The organism is Erwinia sp. CGal63, from assembly GCF_037026505.1.
Taxonomy (GTDB): domain Bacteria; phylum Pseudomonadota; class Gammaproteobacteria; order Enterobacterales; family Enterobacteriaceae; genus Erwinia.
In genome coordinates, this window is sequence record NZ_JAKUMN010000009.1 from 99,572 (window position 1) to 114,534 (window position 14,963).

General features: G+C 57.6%; 12 protein-coding genes. 6 read left to right on the forward strand and 6 right to left on the reverse strand.

Annotation, left to right across the window (positions count from 1 at the left end; translation table 11 throughout):
* Genes spoT through recG form a run of 3 tightly spaced genes read left to right on the forward strand, consistent with a single transcriptional unit; the run spans nucleotide 1 to nucleotide 4,895 of the window.
* Nucleotides 1-2,115 carry a bifunctional GTP diphosphokinase/guanosine-3',5'-bis pyrophosphate 3'-pyrophosphohydrolase gene (gene spoT / locus MKZ79_RS20555; RefSeq protein ID WP_336144479.1) on the forward strand — a complete coding sequence of 705 codons (2,115 nt, stop codon included), beginning with the start codon at nucleotides 1-3 and terminating at the stop codon, nucleotides 2,113-2,115.
* 3 nt (nucleotides 2,116-2,118) lie between these two features.
* Nucleotides 2,119-2,817, forward strand: coding sequence for a tRNA (guanosine(18)-2'-O)-methyltransferase TrmH (gene trmH / locus MKZ79_RS20560; RefSeq protein WP_336144480.1), 699 nt, complete (start codon nucleotides 2,119-2,121; stop codon nucleotides 2,815-2,817).
* Nucleotides 2,814-4,895, forward strand: a complete 2,082-nt coding sequence (gene recG / locus MKZ79_RS20565) for an ATP-dependent DNA helicase RecG (protein WP_336144505.1) — start codon at nucleotides 2,814-2,816, stop codon at nucleotides 4,893-4,895. The genes trmH and recG overlap by 4 nt, the downstream gene beginning before the upstream one ends.
* Before the next feature lie 16 nt (nucleotides 4,896-4,911).
* Here recG and MKZ79_RS20570 read toward each other — a convergent pair whose 3' ends face one another.
* Entirely contained in the window at nucleotides 4,912-5,574 is a 663-nt protein-coding gene (locus MKZ79_RS20570; RefSeq protein ID WP_336144481.1) for an SDR family oxidoreductase, read from the reverse strand.
* 169 nt (nucleotides 5,575-5,743) lie between these two features.
* Between MKZ79_RS20570 and MKZ79_RS20575 the strand changes: the two genes are divergently transcribed.
* The 3 genes from MKZ79_RS20575 (at nucleotide 5,744) to rluF (ending at nucleotide 9,897) form a co-directional block, all read left to right on the forward strand.
* Nucleotides 5,744-7,126, forward strand: coding sequence for a uracil-xanthine permease family protein (locus tag MKZ79_RS20575; RefSeq protein WP_336144482.1), 1,383 nt, complete (start codon nucleotides 5,744-5,746; stop codon nucleotides 7,124-7,126).
* 104 nt (nucleotides 7,127-7,230) lie between these two features.
* Complete coding sequence (locus tag MKZ79_RS20580) at nucleotides 7,231-8,910, forward strand: AsmA family protein (protein WP_336144483.1); 1,680 nt, start codon at nucleotides 7,231-7,233, stop codon at nucleotides 8,908-8,910.
* Nucleotides 8,911-8,997: 87 nt separating this feature from the next.
* Nucleotides 8,998-9,897, forward strand: coding sequence for a 23S rRNA pseudouridine(2604) synthase RluF (gene rluF, locus MKZ79_RS20585; RefSeq protein ID WP_336144484.1), 900 nt, complete (start codon nucleotides 8,998-9,000; stop codon nucleotides 9,895-9,897).
* Here the strand turns inward: rluF and fabY are convergent.
* From fabY to typA, 5 genes are all read right to left on the reverse strand, one after another.
* Complete coding sequence (gene fabY / locus MKZ79_RS20590) at nucleotides 9,894-10,835, reverse strand: fatty acid biosynthesis protein FabY (RefSeq protein ID WP_336144485.1); 942 nt, start codon at nucleotides 10,833-10,835, stop codon at nucleotides 9,894-9,896. The two genes, rluF and fabY, sit on opposite strands and share 4 nt — an antisense overlap.
* A 47-nt stretch (nucleotides 10,836-10,882) precedes the next feature.
* Complete coding sequence (gene dtd / locus MKZ79_RS20595; protein ID WP_336144486.1) at nucleotides 10,883-11,320, reverse strand: D-aminoacyl-tRNA deacylase; 438 nt, start codon at nucleotides 11,318-11,320, stop codon at nucleotides 10,883-10,885.
* Complete coding sequence (locus MKZ79_RS20600; RefSeq protein ID WP_442897180.1) at nucleotides 11,268-12,200, reverse strand: virulence factor BrkB family protein; 933 nt, start codon at nucleotides 12,198-12,200, stop codon at nucleotides 11,268-11,270. Before MKZ79_RS20600 ends, dtd begins: the two co-directional genes overlap by 53 nt.
* Nucleotides 12,157-12,756 (reverse strand): glucose-1-phosphatase, encoded by a 600-nt coding sequence (yihX, locus tag MKZ79_RS20605; protein WP_336144487.1) that lies wholly within the window; start codon nucleotides 12,754-12,756, stop codon nucleotides 12,157-12,159. The genes MKZ79_RS20600 and yihX overlap by 44 nt, the downstream gene beginning before the upstream one ends.
* A gap of 153 nt (nucleotides 12,757-12,909) precedes the next feature.
* The gene (gene typA, locus MKZ79_RS20610; RefSeq protein ID WP_336144488.1) at nucleotides 12,910-14,733 is read right to left on the reverse strand and encodes a ribosome-dependent GTPase TypA; all 1,824 of its coding nucleotides are present in this window, start codon (nucleotides 14,731-14,733) and stop codon (nucleotides 12,910-12,912) included.
* Nucleotides 14,734-14,963 lie beyond the last annotated feature (230 nt).

The window sequence follows — 14,963 nt, forward strand, 5'->3', positions numbered from 1 at the left end:
TTGTATCTGTTTGAAAGTCTCAATCAGCTGATTGAAAAATACTTGCCTGAGGATCAGATAAAGCGCCTCAAGCAAGCTTACCTTGTCGCACGTGATGCTCACGAGGGACAGACTCGCTCCAGCGGTGAGCCTTATATCACCCATCCGGTTGCCGTCGCCTGCATCCTGGCAGAGATGAAGCTCGACCATGAAACGCTCATGGCCGCGCTTCTGCACGACGTTATCGAGGATACGCCTGCCACCTATCAGGATATGGAACAGCTGTTCGGCAAGAACGTCGCCGAGCTGGTGGAAGGGGTATCCAAGCTCGATAAGCTTAAATTCCGCGACAAGAAAGAGGCCCAGGCCGAAAACTTTCGCAAAATGATCATGGCGATGGTGCAGGATATCCGCGTCATTCTGATCAAGCTGGCCGACCGTACGCATAATATGCGCACGCTGGGATCGCTGCGTCCGGATAAGCGCCGCCGTATCGCGCTGGAGACGCTGGAGATCTACAGCCCGCTGGCGCACCGCCTGGGTATTCACCATCTGAAAACCGAGCTGGAAGAGCTGGGTTTCGAGGCGCTTTACCCTAACCGCTACCGCGTCATTAAAGAGGTGGTTAAAGCGGCACGCGGCAACCGTAAAGAGATGATCCAGAAAATCCTCTCGGAAATCGACGGTCGCCTGCAGGAAGCCGGCATTCCCTGTCGCGTCAGCGGCCGGGAGAAACACCTCTATTCCATTTACTGCAAAATGCACCTGAAAGAACAGCGTTTCCATTCCATTATGGATATCTACGCCTTTCGGGTGATCGTGCATGACGTGGACACCTGCTATCGGGTGCTGGGCCAGATGCACAGCCTCTATAAGCCTCGTCCTGGGCGGGTAAAAGACTACATCGCCATTCCCAAAGCCAACGGCTATCAGTCGCTGCACACTTCCATGATCGGCCCGCACGGCGTACCGGTCGAAGTGCAGATCCGTACGGAAGATATGGATCAGATGGCGGAGATGGGCGTGGCGGCGCACTGGGCCTATAAAGAACAGGGCGAAAGCAGCACCACCGCGCAGATCCGCGCCCAGCGCTGGCTGCAAAGCCTGCTGGAGCTGCAGCAGAGCGCGGGCAGCTCTTTTGAATTTATCGAAAGCGTAAAATCCGACCTTTTCCCGGACGAGATTTACGTTTTCACGCCGGAAGGCCGCATCGTCGAACTGCCTGCAGGCGCGACGCCGGTCGACTTCGCCTATGCCGTGCACACCGATATCGGCCATGCCTGCGTGGGCGCGCGCGTCGATCGCCAGCCTTATCCGCTCTCTCAGCCGCTGACCAGCGGGCAAACCGTTGAAATTATTACGGCGCCGGGCGCGCGGCCCAATGCGGCCTGGCTGAACTTTGTCGTCAGCTCCAAAGCGCGCGCGAAAATCCGTCAGCTGCTGAAGAACCTCAAGCGCGACGATTCGGTCAGCCTGGGACGTCGTCTGCTGAACCACGCGCTGGGCGGCAGCCGCAAGCTGGCTGAAATTTCGCCGGAAAGCATCCAGCACGAGCTGGAGCGCATGAAGCTGGCGACGCTGGACGATCTGCTGTCCGAAATCGGTCTGGGCAACGCCATGAGCGTAGTGGTGGCGAAAAACCTGCAGCAAAGCGATCAGCCTGCGCCGGTTATCTCCAATACGCCATCGCGCGGCAAGCTGCCGATCAAGGGCGCTGACGGCGTGCTGATCACCTTTGCCAAGTGCTGTCGCCCTATTCCGGGCGATCCTATCGTGGCGCACGTCAGTCCGGGAAAAGGCCTGGTGGTGCATCATGAATCCTGCCGAAATATCCGTGGCTACCAGAAAGAGCCAGAGAAATTTATGGCGGTAGAGTGGGATAAAGTCACCGAGCAGGAGTTTGTGGCGGAGATCAAGGTGGATATGTTTAACCATCAGGGCGCGCTGGCGAATCTTACGGCGGCGATCAACACCGCCGGTTCGAATATTCAGAGCCTGAACACGGAAGAGAAAGATGGCCGCGTTTACAGCGCCTTTATCCGGCTGACGGCACGCGATCGCGTTCACCTGGCGAATATTATGCGCAAAATCCGCGTAATGCCTGACGTGATCAAAGTTCACCGCAACAGAAACTAGCGCATGAATGAGCAACGCTTTGCCCGTATCCGTGAAATGCTGGCTGCCCGCCAGCACGATCTGACCGTCTGTATGGAGCAGGTTCACAAGCCGCATAACGTCTCTGCGGTGATCCGTACGGCGGATGCGGTCGGCGTGCACGAAGTCCATGCGGTCTGGCCCGGCAGCCGAATGCGCACCATGGCTTCGGCCGCTGCCGGCAGCAACAGCTGGGTGCAGGTAAAAACGCATCCGACTATTGTGGAAGCGGTTGCCCACCTGAAAAGCCAGGGAATGCAGATCCTGGCGACGCACCTTTCCGATAAAGCAGTAGACTTTCGCAAGATCGACTATACCCGCCCAACCTGCGTGTTAATGGGGCAGGAAAAAACCGGCATTACCCAACAGGCGCTTGAGCTGGCTGACCAGGATATTGTTATTCCGATGGTGGGTATGGTGCAGTCGCTGAACGTCTCCGTGGCTTCGGCGCTGATCCTCTATGAAGCGCAGCGTCAGCGCCAGAACGCAGGCATGTACCAGCGTCAGCAAAGCCAGCTGCCGTACAGCGAGCAGCAGCGCCTGCTGTTCGAAGGCGGCTATCCGGTTCTCGCAAGGGTTGCCAAACATAAAGGCCTGCCTTATCCGCAGATCGATGAGGCGGGCGACGTTATCGCTGATGACGACTGGTGGGCCACTATGCAGGCTTCGGTTCGCAAAAGATGACGGGGAAACTGCTGGATGCCGTCCCGCTCACCACGCTTTCCGGCGTCGGCGCAAGCCTGGCCGACAAGCTGGCAAAGCTTGGGCTGTCAACCGTGCAGGATCTGCTGCTGCATCTGCCGCTGCGTTACGAAGACCGTACCCGGCTTTACGCCATTAACGACCTCTTGCCCAATATCTATGCCACGGTCGAAGGCGAAGTGCTGCAAAGCGATATCTCTTTTGGCCGTCGTCGTATGCTCACCTGCCAGATTAGCGACGGCAGCGGCATCCTGACGCTGCGCTTTTTCAATTTCAACGCCGGAATGAAAAACAGCCTGTCGCCTGGCCGCCGCGTAACCGCCTATGGCGAAATCAAGCGCGGGCAGCGCGGGGCTGAAATCATTCATCCCGAATATCGCGTACAGGGCGATAACAGCGCGGTCGAGCTACAGGAAACGCTGACGCCGGTTTACTCCACTACCGAAGGCGTACGCCAGGCGACGCTGCGCAATTTGACCGATCAGGCGCTGAAGCTGCTGGAGAGCTGCGCCATCGCCGAGCTGCTGCCGCCGGAGCTGAGCCAGGGCATGATCAGCCTGCCAGATGCGCTGCGTATGCTGCACAGGCCGCCGCCCGATATGGAGTTAGTAGATCTGGAAAACGGCAGGCATCCCGCACAGCGGCGCCTGATAATGGAAGAGCTGCTGGCGCACAATCTCAGTATGCTGGCCGTGCGCGCAGGCGCGCAGCGCTATCATGCCTTACCGATGCCGGCTCGCCATGAGCTAAGCGATAAATTACTGACCGCACTGCCTTTTAAACCCACCAACGCCCAGGCGCGGGTAGTGAAGGAAATCGAGCAGGATCTGGCGCAGAGCTATCCGATGATGCGTCTGGTGCAGGGCGACGTCGGCTCCGGCAAAACGCTGGTGGCGGCGCTGACCGCGTTAAATGTTATCGCCTGGGGCAAACAGGTGGCGCTAATGGCGCCTACCGAACTGCTGGCCGAACAGCACGCCAACAACTTCCGCCAGTGGTTTGCGCCGCTGGGTATCGAAGTGGGCTGGCTGGCTGGCAAACAGAAAGGCAAGGCGCGTCTGGCACAACAGGAAGCTATCGCCAGCGGTCAGGTGTCGATGATCGTCGGCACCCACGCGATTTTTCAGGAACAGGTACAGTTTAACGGCCTGGCGCTGGTCATTATCGATGAGCAGCATCGCTTTGGCGTCCACCAGCGGCTGGCGCTGTGGGAGAAAGGCCTGCAGCAGGGCTTTCATCCTCATCAGCTGATCATGACCGCAACGCCGATCCCGCGCACGCTGGCGATGACCGCCTATGCGGATCTGGAAACCTCCACCATTGACGAGCTGCCGCCAGGCCGTACGCCGGTAACCACCGTAGCCATTCCCGATACTCGCCGGGCCGATATTATTACCCGCGTGCAGAACGCCTGTAGCGGTGAAGGTCGTCAGGCTTATTGGGTTTGTACGCTGATTGAAGAGTCTGAACAGCTGGAAGCTCAGGCTGCCGAAGCCACCTGGGAAGAGTTAAAGCTGGCGCTGCCTGAACTGCAGGTCGGACTGGTGCATGGCCGGATGAAGCCTGCCGAGAAGCAGGCGGTTATGCAGGCTTTTAAACAGGGCGAAATCGATCTGCTGGTTGCCACCACGGTAATTGAAGTCGGCGTGGATGTGCCTAATGCCAGCCTGATGATTATCGAGAACCCGGAACGGCTGGGTCTGGCTCAGCTGCACCAGCTGCGCGGTCGTGTCGGACGTGGTTCGGTCGCCTCTCACTGCGTGCTGCTTTATAAAGCGCCGCTGAGCAAAACGGCACAGAAGCGTCTGCAGGTGCTGCGTGACAGCAATGACGGCTTTGTGATTGCACAATGCGATCTGGAGATTCGCGGCCCTGGCGAGCTGCTGGGCACGCGTCAGACGGGCAACGCCGAGTTCAAAGTGGCCGATCTGGTACGCGACGGCGCAATGATCCCGGAAGTGCAGCGCGTCGCCCGCCATATTCATCAGCACTATCCTCAGCAGGCGCAGGCGCTGATCGAGCGCTGGATGCCGGAAACGGAACGCTACACCAACGCCTGACGCGCAATGGCGGCTGTTAACGTCCGCTGAACGCTGCCATCGCGGCAACCGCTTCACCGACCGGCTGTTCGCCTGCTGTCAGTTCGATAATCACCCTTTTCACTTCCGGCTGTTCGATCAGCTCGTGCAGCACGGCGGCCACATCATCGCGCGGAACCGATCCGTAAGGTATGGCCAAACCGGCTTTGACTTTTTCCGTACCCGCTTCGTTAATCAGCGTACCGGGACGCAGGATCACCCAATCCAGCGAAGTGGCGGTTAACATCACATCGGCCTGTTTTTTTACCTGCATATAGTGTTCGAAGCCCGGTGAAGGCTCTTTTCCCCTGCCAGCCTCCGGAAACGCGGAAACCAGCAGAAAGCGCTGGATGCCTGCCAGCCTGGCAGCTTCGGCAGCAAAGCGCGCGCCGCGTCCGTCGATACCGTCGGTGAGATCCATGCCCGCGCCCGCTGCGCCAGCGGAGAACACCACGGCGTCACAACCTTGCATCGCCGCTGCCAGTCTTTCGCTGCTGGTGTTCATCAGGTCAATATTCACCGGCGTGACGTTATCGGCTTCCAGCGACGCTTTCTGGCTGTCGCGGCGGTACAATCCGGTAACCTGATGGCCAGCGCCGACCAGCCGCTTTCTCAGACGACGTCCTACGCCGCCCGTTGCGCCGATAATAAATACGTTCATAACATGTTCCCTTTTTGGCTAACGCAAACTGCGAGAATTAAGCTTAGTGAATTGTGGCTCGCCTCGCTGTCCGCCATTTGCCCATCTGCGCTTTATGTTGTTGGCAATCGTTTGCTTTTATGGCGCAGAAGCTTAAAATCGCCACTTTGTTCGCCTCGGAACTCCACGCATGTCCGTTAACAGCACTGAAACCAGCCGCAGCGCCGCGCCCGCTGCCACCAGCGAATTAATCTACCGGCTTGAAGATCGGCCGCCACTACCGCAAACGCTGTTTGCCGCCGGCCAGCATCTGCTGGCGATGTTTGTCGCGGTAATCACGCCAGCCCTGCTGATTTGTCAGGCTTTGGGCCTGCCTGAGCAGGATACGCGGCATATTATCAGCATGTCGCTGTTCGCTTCCGGCGTCGCCTCAATCCTGCAAATCAAGACCTGGGGCCCGATAGGCTCCGGCCTGCTGTCAATTCAGGGCACCAGTTTTAACTTTGTCACACCGCTGATTATGGGCGGTATGGCGCTGAAAAACGGCGGCGCCGACGTACCGGCCATGATGGCCGCGCTGTTCGGCACGCTGATGCTGGCTTCGGTTACTGAAATGGCGCTTTCCCGCGTGCTGCACCTGGCGCGCCGGATTATTACGCCGCTGGTTTCCGGCGTCGTAGTGATGATTATCGGCCTGTCGCTGATTCAGGTTGGCCTCACTTCTATTGGCGGCGGTTATGCCGCGATAAGCGACCATACTTTCGGCGCGCCCAAAAACCTGCTGCTGGCGGGCACGGTGCTGCTGGTGATTATCTTGCTGAACCGCCAGCGCAATCCATGGCTGCGCGTGGCTTCGCTGGTCATCGCGATGGCCGTCGGCTATCTGCTGGCCTGGCTGATGGATATGCTGCCTGCCGCCTCTTCTGCGGCGAACCAGCCGCTGATCGCGGTGCCGAAGCCGTTTTATTACGGGCTAGGCATCGACTGGAATCTGCTGATCCCGCTGATGCTGGTGTTTATGGTGACCTCTCTGGAAACCATCGGCGATATCACCGCGACCTCCGACGTTTCCGAACAACCGGTCAGCGGCCCGCTTTATATGCAGCGCCTGAAAGGCGGCGTGCTGGCGAACGGCCTGAACTCCTGCGTCTCCGCGCTGTTTAATACCTTTCCCAACTCCTGTTTCGGTCAAAACAATGGCGTGATCCAGCTGACCGGCGTCGCCAGCCGCTATGTCGGTTTCGTGGTGGCGCTGATGCTGATTGCGCTGGGGCTTTTCCCGGCGGTAAGCGGTTTTGTGCAGCATATTCCCGAGCCTGTGCTGGGCGGCGCGACCATTGTGATGTTCGGCACTATCGCCGCCTCCGGCGTGCGTATCGTCTCGCGCGAGCCGCTGAATCGTCGGGCCATTATGATTATCGCGCTGTCGCTGGCGGCAGGGCTCGGCGTTTCACAGCAGCCGCTTATTTTGCAATTCGCGCCGGAATGGCTGAAAACGCTGCTCTCTTCCGGCATCGCCGCCGGCGGTCTTACCGCTATCGTTCTGAACCTGCTTTTCCCTCAGGAAAAATAGCGCCAACGGCAGAGGGCGACGCGCCTTCTGCCATCCGTCCAGGGTTGAGCTTCGCCAATAAATCAGGCATAACACCCCCTATTGAAAGCTCCCAGGGATAGCTCATGAAATCTGTCGGAAAAATGCTCCTCTCGCTGCTGGTTTTGCTGCTGGCGCTCATCATCCTGTTGTATCTACTGTTGCAAACCCGCTGGGGCGCCAGCTGGCTCAGCCGTACGCTCAGCCAGCACAGCAGCTATCAGCTGGTGTTCAGTAAGCTGGAGCATAACTTTTCCGCCCCATCGCATCTGATTTTGCGTGACGTGTCGTTCGGGCATAAAACCCGACCGGCGATTCTGGTCGCCAAAAGCGTTGATTTGGGCCTGAGCGCCGCACAGTTCTCCCAACCACTGCGTTTCGCCACTATTTTGCTCAATAACGGCACGCTGCGGGTGACCGATAAAACCAGCGCGCTGCCTTTTTCCGCTGACCGCCTCCAGCTAAAAGATATGGCGATCGACAGTTTTCACAATCCTTTGCCTCTGACCGCGCAACGGGTTAGCGGCGGTATCGTGCCGTGGCGGCCCGAAGCGGAAAACTTTATCGGCAGCGACGCCAGCTTTCAGTTCAGCGCAGGCGCGCTAACGTTTAAAGAGACGCCCGTCAGCAACGTGCTGATTCAGGGGCGAATCAACAAGCAGCAGCTGATAGTAAGCAACCTGGGCGCCGACGTGGCGCGCGGTTCGGTGACGGCCAGCGCACAGCGCGACGCGCAGGGTAACTGGCAGGTCGACGCGTTAAGGCTGAACGATCTTCGTCTGCAAAGCAGCAAAACGCTGGTGGATTTCTTACAGCCTTTGCTGACGCTGCCAGCCGTGCATTTTGGCCGGGTAGATGTTACCAACGCGCGGCTGGAAGGCCAGAACTGGGCGGTTACCGACCTTAACCTGGCGCTGAAAAATATCACGCTGCGCGATGGCGACTGGGCAAGTGACGATGGCTCGCTGTCGATGAACGCCAGCAGCTTTGTGGACGATACGCTGCAGTTTAACGACCCTATCGTCAATATGACGCTTTCGCCGCAGGGCGTGGCGCTGACGCAGCTAAGTTCCCGCTGGGTTAACGGACTGGTGCGCGCTTCCGGTAACTGGACGCGCAGCGACAAGAAGCTGACGCTGGACGAAGTGGCTGTCGGCGGCCTGGAGTACACGCTGCCGCAAAGCTGGCGAGCGTTCTGGCTGACGCGCCTGCCGGAGTGGCTGCACAGCGTGGCGGTGACCAAACTCAGCCTCAGTCATAACCTGATTATCGATATCGATCCGGCTTTTCCTTTTCAAATGACCTCTCTGGACGGCACGGGCAGCAACCTGCTGCTGGCGCGCGATCGTGAATGGGGCATCTGGAACGGCAACCTGAATTTTAACGCGGCGGAAGCCACTTTTAACCGCGTGGATCTGCGTCACCCTTCCATCGCCATAACGGCGGACAGCAACAGCATTAACGTCACCGAGATGAGCGCGTTTCCCCGCAGCGGTATGATCGAAGGTCTGGCGACGGTTTCCCAACAGCCGCAGCGCGCGCTGTCGCTGTCGCTACACGGGCGCGAAGCGCCGCTGAATCTGCTGCAGGATTGGGGATGGCCCGCCGTGCCGCTGGAGGGCAACGGCGAGCTGACGCTGAAAATGCAGGCCAGCCTGGCGAAGGACGCGCCGCTGAAGCCTTCCGTTAGCGGCACGCTTTCCGCGGTGGCGGGCGACAAATCCCTACAGCAGAACGTGCAGGCAGGCGAGCTCACCAGCCAGTAAGCGTCCCGCAACCAGCGGACTATATGATTAACCGATATTCGCAACGTAGCGCGGTTAATGTATAGTCCGCTTTTTTACGGAGGAACCATGCTGACCAACTCATCCATTCGTCTCAATAAATACATTAGCGAGAGCGGTATCTGTTCTCGTCGCGACGCCGATCGCTATATCGAACAGGGAAATGTTTTTATTAACGGCAAGCGGGCCGCCGTAGGCGCGCAGGTTTTTGCCGGCGACGTGGTGAAAGTGAACGGTCAGCTGATAGAGCCGCGTGATGAAGAGGATCTGGTTTTTATCGCGCTGAATAAACCCGTCGGCATTATCACCACGATGGAAGAAGGCGAGCGGGACAACATCAGCGATTTTGTTAACCACAGCAAGCGCGTTTTCCCGATAGGACGCCTGGATAAAGATTCCCAGGGACTGATTTTCCTGACCAATCATGGCGATCTGGTGAATAAAATCCTGCGCGCCGGCAATAATCATGAAAAAGAGTACGTGGTGACGGTAAATAAACCGGTGACGGATGAGTTTATCGAAGGGATGAGCGCCGGTGTGCCGATGCTGGGTACGGTAACGCTGAAGTGCAAAGTGCAAAGAGAAGCGCCGTTTGTTTTCCGCATTACGCTGGTACAGGGGCTTAACCGCCAGATCCGCCGCATGTGCAAACACTTCGGCTACGAGGTGACCAAACTCGAACGTACGCGCATCATGAACGTCAGCCTGAAAGGGCTGCCATTAGGCGAATGGCGCGATTTGACCGATGACGAGCTGACCGAGCTGTTCAGGCTGATTGAGGACTCTTCATCAGAGGCGAAGCCCGCTAAAAAACCGCAGAACAAAGCGAAGCCCGCCACCGCGAAAAAACCGGCGACGGGCGGGCCAAAAGGCGGCGACAAAGGCGGCAAGGACGGCGCGAAAACGCCAGGCAACCTGGCTTCCCGCAAGCGCTTTACTCAGCCGGGCCGCAAGAAAAAAGGCCGTTAAGGCATGTTCGATCCGGCCGGCTCCAGCGGGCCGTTCGGATCGGCAGGCAGCACAATATAGACGCCTTCGAACACCGCGCCGCACTCTTCATTGCCAAACAGCTCCACCTCCAGCTGCACACGGGCTTTGCGGCCTCGCGCCAGCCTGTCCAGATCGCCGCTGAGCGAGCCTAAATCCGCTACCGCACCCGGTTTGCCGCTAATCGGATGGCTGTAGCGGATATGCGCGTCCGCCAGAATAATGGTGCCGCCCAGATGCCGCTCGCGCAGCAGCAGCCAGATCAATCCCCAGCCGGTCAGCGTCGCCAGCGAAAACAGACTGCCCGCAAACAGCGTGTGGTGAGGGTTCTGGTTACCGGTTTCCGGCATGGTGGTGATAAATTTTTGCCCGGTATACTGCAGGATGCGCACGCCCATTTTTTCACTGAGCGGTATGTGCTCGTACCAGGCCTGCTGCAGCTGACCGCACCAGTCGGCGCGATGCAGGATATCGTCAAGCGTCACCACGGGTTTGATCATCAAAAAGTGGCGTACCGGCGTTGTCTGCGGCACGGTGATCTCGCCCTGGTTAACGTAGCCAAGCTTGGCGAAGAACTCGACGGCGTCTTCACGGGCGCTGCAGACCACGCGCTTGGCGCCTTCCTGACGCGCCACGGACTCCAGCGTCATCGCCACCAGCGTCCCCAAGCCTTTGCCCTGCACCGAAGGATGCACGGCGAGAAAGCGGATCGCCGCCTCGTTGTCCGCGTTGATATAGAGTCGGCCAACGGCAACCGGCCTGTTGTTTTCGTCGACCACCATCTGGTGATGCGCCAGCGCGTCCCAGGCATCCCGCTCCGAGCCTTTCGGCTGGCGCAGCGGCTTGCGCAGCATTTCCCAACGGAACTGATAGTAGGTATCCAGCTCTTCTGCGGTTTCAGGTACACGAAGATGATACATAAAAGGGTTCTCTCTTTCCGGGTCGCTTCCGTGCCATTGAGATCGCGTCAAACCTGCAGCCAAAAGGTGACCGGCCCGTCGTTGACCAGCCCGACCTGCATATCCGCGGCAAAGCGGCCCGTTTCGGTAACAATGCCTTTTTCGCGACAGCAGGCGACGAAATAGTCATAAAGACGCTCAGCTTCGGCAGGCTCCGCGCCGCCCGAAAAACTCGGGCGCATCCCTTTTTGCGTATCGGCCGCCAGCGTAAACTGTGAAACCACCAGCACGCTGCCGCCCGCCTGCTGCACATTAAGGTTCATTTTGCCGTTCTCATCGCTAAAGATGCGATACCCCAGCACGCGATCGCACAGCCGCTGCGCCTTTTGTTCGTCGTCGCCTTTTTCCACGCCCAACAAGATTAGCAATCCTGGCCCGATCTCACCGAGGGTTTCACCGGCCACCGTCACGCTGGCGTTCAGCGCTCGTTGAATTAAGGCTATCATTCTCTTCCTTTTCTTCTTCTTTTATCAGCTGGCGATAGTCGCCAAGAGCCGCGGTGATTTCCGCGCCCAGCAGGACAATACACCATGTCCAGTAAACCCAAAGAAACAGTATCGGGATCACCGCCAGCACGCCGTAAATCAGCTGGTATGAAGGAAACATCGTAACATAGAGCGCGAAACCCTTTTTACCCAGCTCGAAAAGCAGTCCGGCGACCAGCGCGCCGACCAGCGCATCTTTGCCCGGCACCTGGCGCGTCGGCACAATGCTGTAGAGCAGCCAGAAAGAGAGCCACGACAGCAGCAGCGGAAAAATACGCAGCCCGTAATCGATTAGCCCGCTGACGCCGGTAACCGACGCCCAGCGCAGCGACAGCAGGTAAGAGCTGATCGCCAGGCTGGCGCCCGCCAGCAGTGGACCAAGCGTCAGGATCATCCAGTAAACCGCAAAGGAGTAAACAATGGGCCGCTTGCGCTTGCTGCGCCAGATAACGTTCAGCGCGCTGTCGATGGAATACATCAGCAGCAGCGCCGTCACCACCAGGCCGCAGGCGCCTACCGCCGTCATTTTGTTGACGTTGGCGACGAACTGCTCCAGATAGCTCTGGATCACCGTGCCGGAAGCCGGCACAAAGTTTTCAAAAATAAAGAGCTTGAGCTGCCTGCTGATATCGGAAAAGGCAGGGAAAGCGGCAAAAAGCGCAAACACCACCGCGATAAGCGGCACCAGCGACAGCAGCGACACGTAGGCAAGATGACCCGCCAGCGTGGTCATGCCGTCTTCTTCTATACGTAGCCAAAGCAGTTTGATCCAGCGCCAGATAGCACGCGAGCGATGGTTAATCCGCCGCATTAGCGAAGAAGGCCGGAATAGTCGTCGCATCGAAAACCTGCACGCTCTGGATACCCAGCGCCTGCGCCGCTGCAATATTTTCCTGGTTGTCGTCAAAGAAGATTGCCTGGTCGGCAGTAAAGCCTTCTTCGCTCAATACCTGCTGCCAGATCCGCGCCTCCGGCTTGCGCATCCCCATTTCCTGAGAGAGGTAGAGCTTGTCTGCCGCGCTTTGTACCTCGGGGTATTGCGACGGCCAAAAGCGATGATGCAGGCGGTTAGTGTTGGATAAGATCACCACGCGTTCGCCGCGGGCGCGCAGTGTATTCATAATACGGATAGTGTCCGTCCTGACACCGACGAAAACAGCCTGCCAGCCGGCGGTAAACTGCTCGAAGCTCAGCGCCAGCCCCAGCTCGTCGCACAGTTGGTCGGCGAACGTCTCGTCGCTGATTTCTCCCCGTTCATGACGCTCGAAGCTTTCGCCCATCGTAAAGCGGCTTTGCAGCGTGGCCAGCGGTACGCGTCCCAGATCGCTCCAGACGCCCAGCACCCGGTTGAAATCAATATCAACAATGACGTTACCTAAATCAAAGATATACAGCATGGTCATCTCCATTTGTTCCGGCAAGATAATCACTCTAGCGGTAAAAAGAGAAGCTGAACAGGGCGGGAATTTGAAATATGGAAGGAAGGTTCCACTGAGGAAAAAAACAGGGCCGGAAAGCTCCGGCCCTGTCTAACAGCTTAAAAACGAGAATTAAGCGTCTTTGCTGCCGCGTGAAGCGCGTTTACGATCGTTTTCGGTCAGGTGACGCTTACGAATACGTACGGACAGCGGAGTCACTTCCACCAGCTCGTCGTCATCGATAAACTCAATCGCCTGCTCAAGGGTCATCTTGATGGCCGGAACCAGCGTAGTCGCTTCGTCAGTACCGGAAGCACGCATGTTGGTCAGCTTCTTACCGGTCAGACAGTTCACGGTCAGGTCGTTGGAGCGGCTGTGAATACCGATGATCTGGCCTTCATAAACCTCTGCACCGTGACCCAGGAACAGCTTGCCGCGATCCTGCAGGCTGTACAGGGCGAACGCTACCGCTTTACCCTGGCCGTTAGAGATCAGTACGCCGTTCTGACGCTGGCCCACTTCGCCCGGACGAACATCGTCGTAGTGGCTGAAAGTGGAGTACAGCAGACCGGTACCGGAAGTCATGGTCATGAATTCGTTACGGAAGCCGATCAGGCCACGGCTTGGGATCACGTAGTCAAGACGTACGCGGCCTTTGCCATCCGGATCCATGTTTTTCATGTCCGCTTTACGTTCGCCCATCGCCTGCATCACGGCGCCCTGGTGCTGCTCTTCGATATCCAGGGTAACGTTCTCGAACGGCTCCTGCTTACGACCGTCAACTTCGCGGAAGATAACTTTCGGACGGGATACCGCCAGCTCAAAGCCTTCACGACGCATGTTTTCGATCAGTACGGACAGGTGCAGCTCGCCACGACCAGAAACGCGGAACGCATCGGCGTCTTCGGTTTCTTCCACGCGCAGCGCCACGTTGTGCACCAGCTCTTTACGCAGACGATCCAGAATCTGACGAGAAGTAACGAACTTACCTTCTTTACCGCAGAACGGCGAGGTGTTGACGTTAAAGAACATGGTGACGGTTGGCTCGTCAACGCTCAGGGCCGGCAGCGCCTGCACGTTCTGCGTATCGCAGATAGTGTCGGAGATGTTCAGCTCGCCCAGACCGGTGATAGCGATGATATCGCCCGCTTCCGCTTCGGTAGCATCAATACGCTCCAGACCCAGGTGAGTCAGCACTTTGCCAACTTTACCGTTACGGGTTTTGCCTTCGCTATCGATGATAGTAACCTGCTGGTTCGGCTTCACTTTACCGCGCTTGATGCGGCCGATGCCGATAACGCCAACATAGTTGTTGTAGTCCAGCTGAGAGATCTGCATCTGGAACGGCGCTTCTGCCTCAACCTGCGGAGGCGAAACGTGTTTCACGATCGCTTCATACAGCGGAGTCATATCTTCAGCCATGTCGGTGTGGTCAAGACCAGCGATACCGTTCAGGGCGGAAGCATAGATGATAGGGAAATCCAGCTGCTCGTCAGTCGCATCCAGGTTAACGAACAGGTCGAACACCTGATCCACAACCCAGTCAGGGCGCGCGCCAGGACGGTCAACTTTGTTGATGACCACGATCGGCTTCAGACCATTAGCAAACGCTTTTTTGGTCACGAAGCGGGTTTGCGGCATAGGGCCATCCATTGCATCCACAACCAGCAGCACCGAGTCGACCATTGACATCACGCGCTCTACCTCGCCGCCGAAGTCGGCGTGTCCCGGGGTATCCACGATGTTGATACGGTAGTCGTTCCATTTAATGGCGGTGTTTTTTGCGAGGATGGTAATCCCACGCTCTTTCTCCAAATCGTTGGAGTCCATTACGCGTTCGGTCGCTTCGGTACGGGCGTCGAAAGTCCCGGACTGCTGCAGCAACTTATCAACCAGGGTAGTTTTACCGTGGTCAACGTGGGCAATAATGGCGATGTTACGCAAATTTTCGATCACAGCTTTGCCTCAGGCATTAGAAATAGCGCGCTATTGTACACGGATTAATCGAAGAGCTGAACAGGATCACAGTTTTCAATTAAAGATAACTTTCGGGATTGCTTTAAGGGGCCGTTTCCGGTGCAAAAAATGCACGTTATCGCAAAAATGCACTATTATTGTGCATTGCCCGCATGCAAAAGCACCACAATGGTGCGCGACTTCCATCGTGGTGCAGCTCCCGTTTCACG

Bases quoted from the DNA above. Each gene is read 5' to 3' on its own strand.
- MKZ79_RS20600 (WP_442897180.1), bottom strand. From the start codon at position 12,200: ATGCGACGACTATTCCGGCCTTCTTCGCTAATGCGGCGGATTAACCAT.
- yihX (WP_336144487.1), bottom strand. From the start codon at position 12,756: ATGCTGTATATCTTTGATTTAGGTAACGTCATTGTTGATATTGATTTC.
- trmH (WP_336144480.1), top strand. From the start codon at position 2,119: ATGAATGAGCAACGCTTTGCCCGTATCCGTGAAATGCTGGCTGCCCGC.
- rluF (WP_336144484.1), top strand. From the start codon at position 8,998: ATGCTGACCAACTCATCCATTCGTCTCAATAAATACATTAGCGAGAGC.
- MKZ79_RS20580 (WP_336144483.1), top strand. From the start codon at position 7,231: ATGAAATCTGTCGGAAAAATGCTCCTCTCGCTGCTGGTTTTGCTGCTG.
- MKZ79_RS20570 (WP_336144481.1), bottom strand. From the start codon at position 5,574: ATGAACGTATTTATTATCGGCGCAACGGGCGGCGTAGGACGTCGTCTG.
- MKZ79_RS20575 (WP_336144482.1), top strand. From the start codon at position 5,744: ATGTCCGTTAACAGCACTGAAACCAGCCGCAGCGCCGCGCCCGCTGCC.
- recG (WP_336144505.1), top strand. From the start codon at position 2,814: ATGACGGGGAAACTGCTGGATGCCGTCCCGCTCACCACGCTTTCCGGC.
- fabY (WP_336144485.1), bottom strand. From the start codon at position 10,835: ATGTATCATCTTCGTGTACCTGAAACCGCAGAAGAGCTGGATACCTAC.
- dtd (WP_336144486.1), bottom strand. From the start codon at position 11,320: ATGATAGCCTTAATTCAACGAGCGCTGAACGCCAGCGTGACGGTGGCC.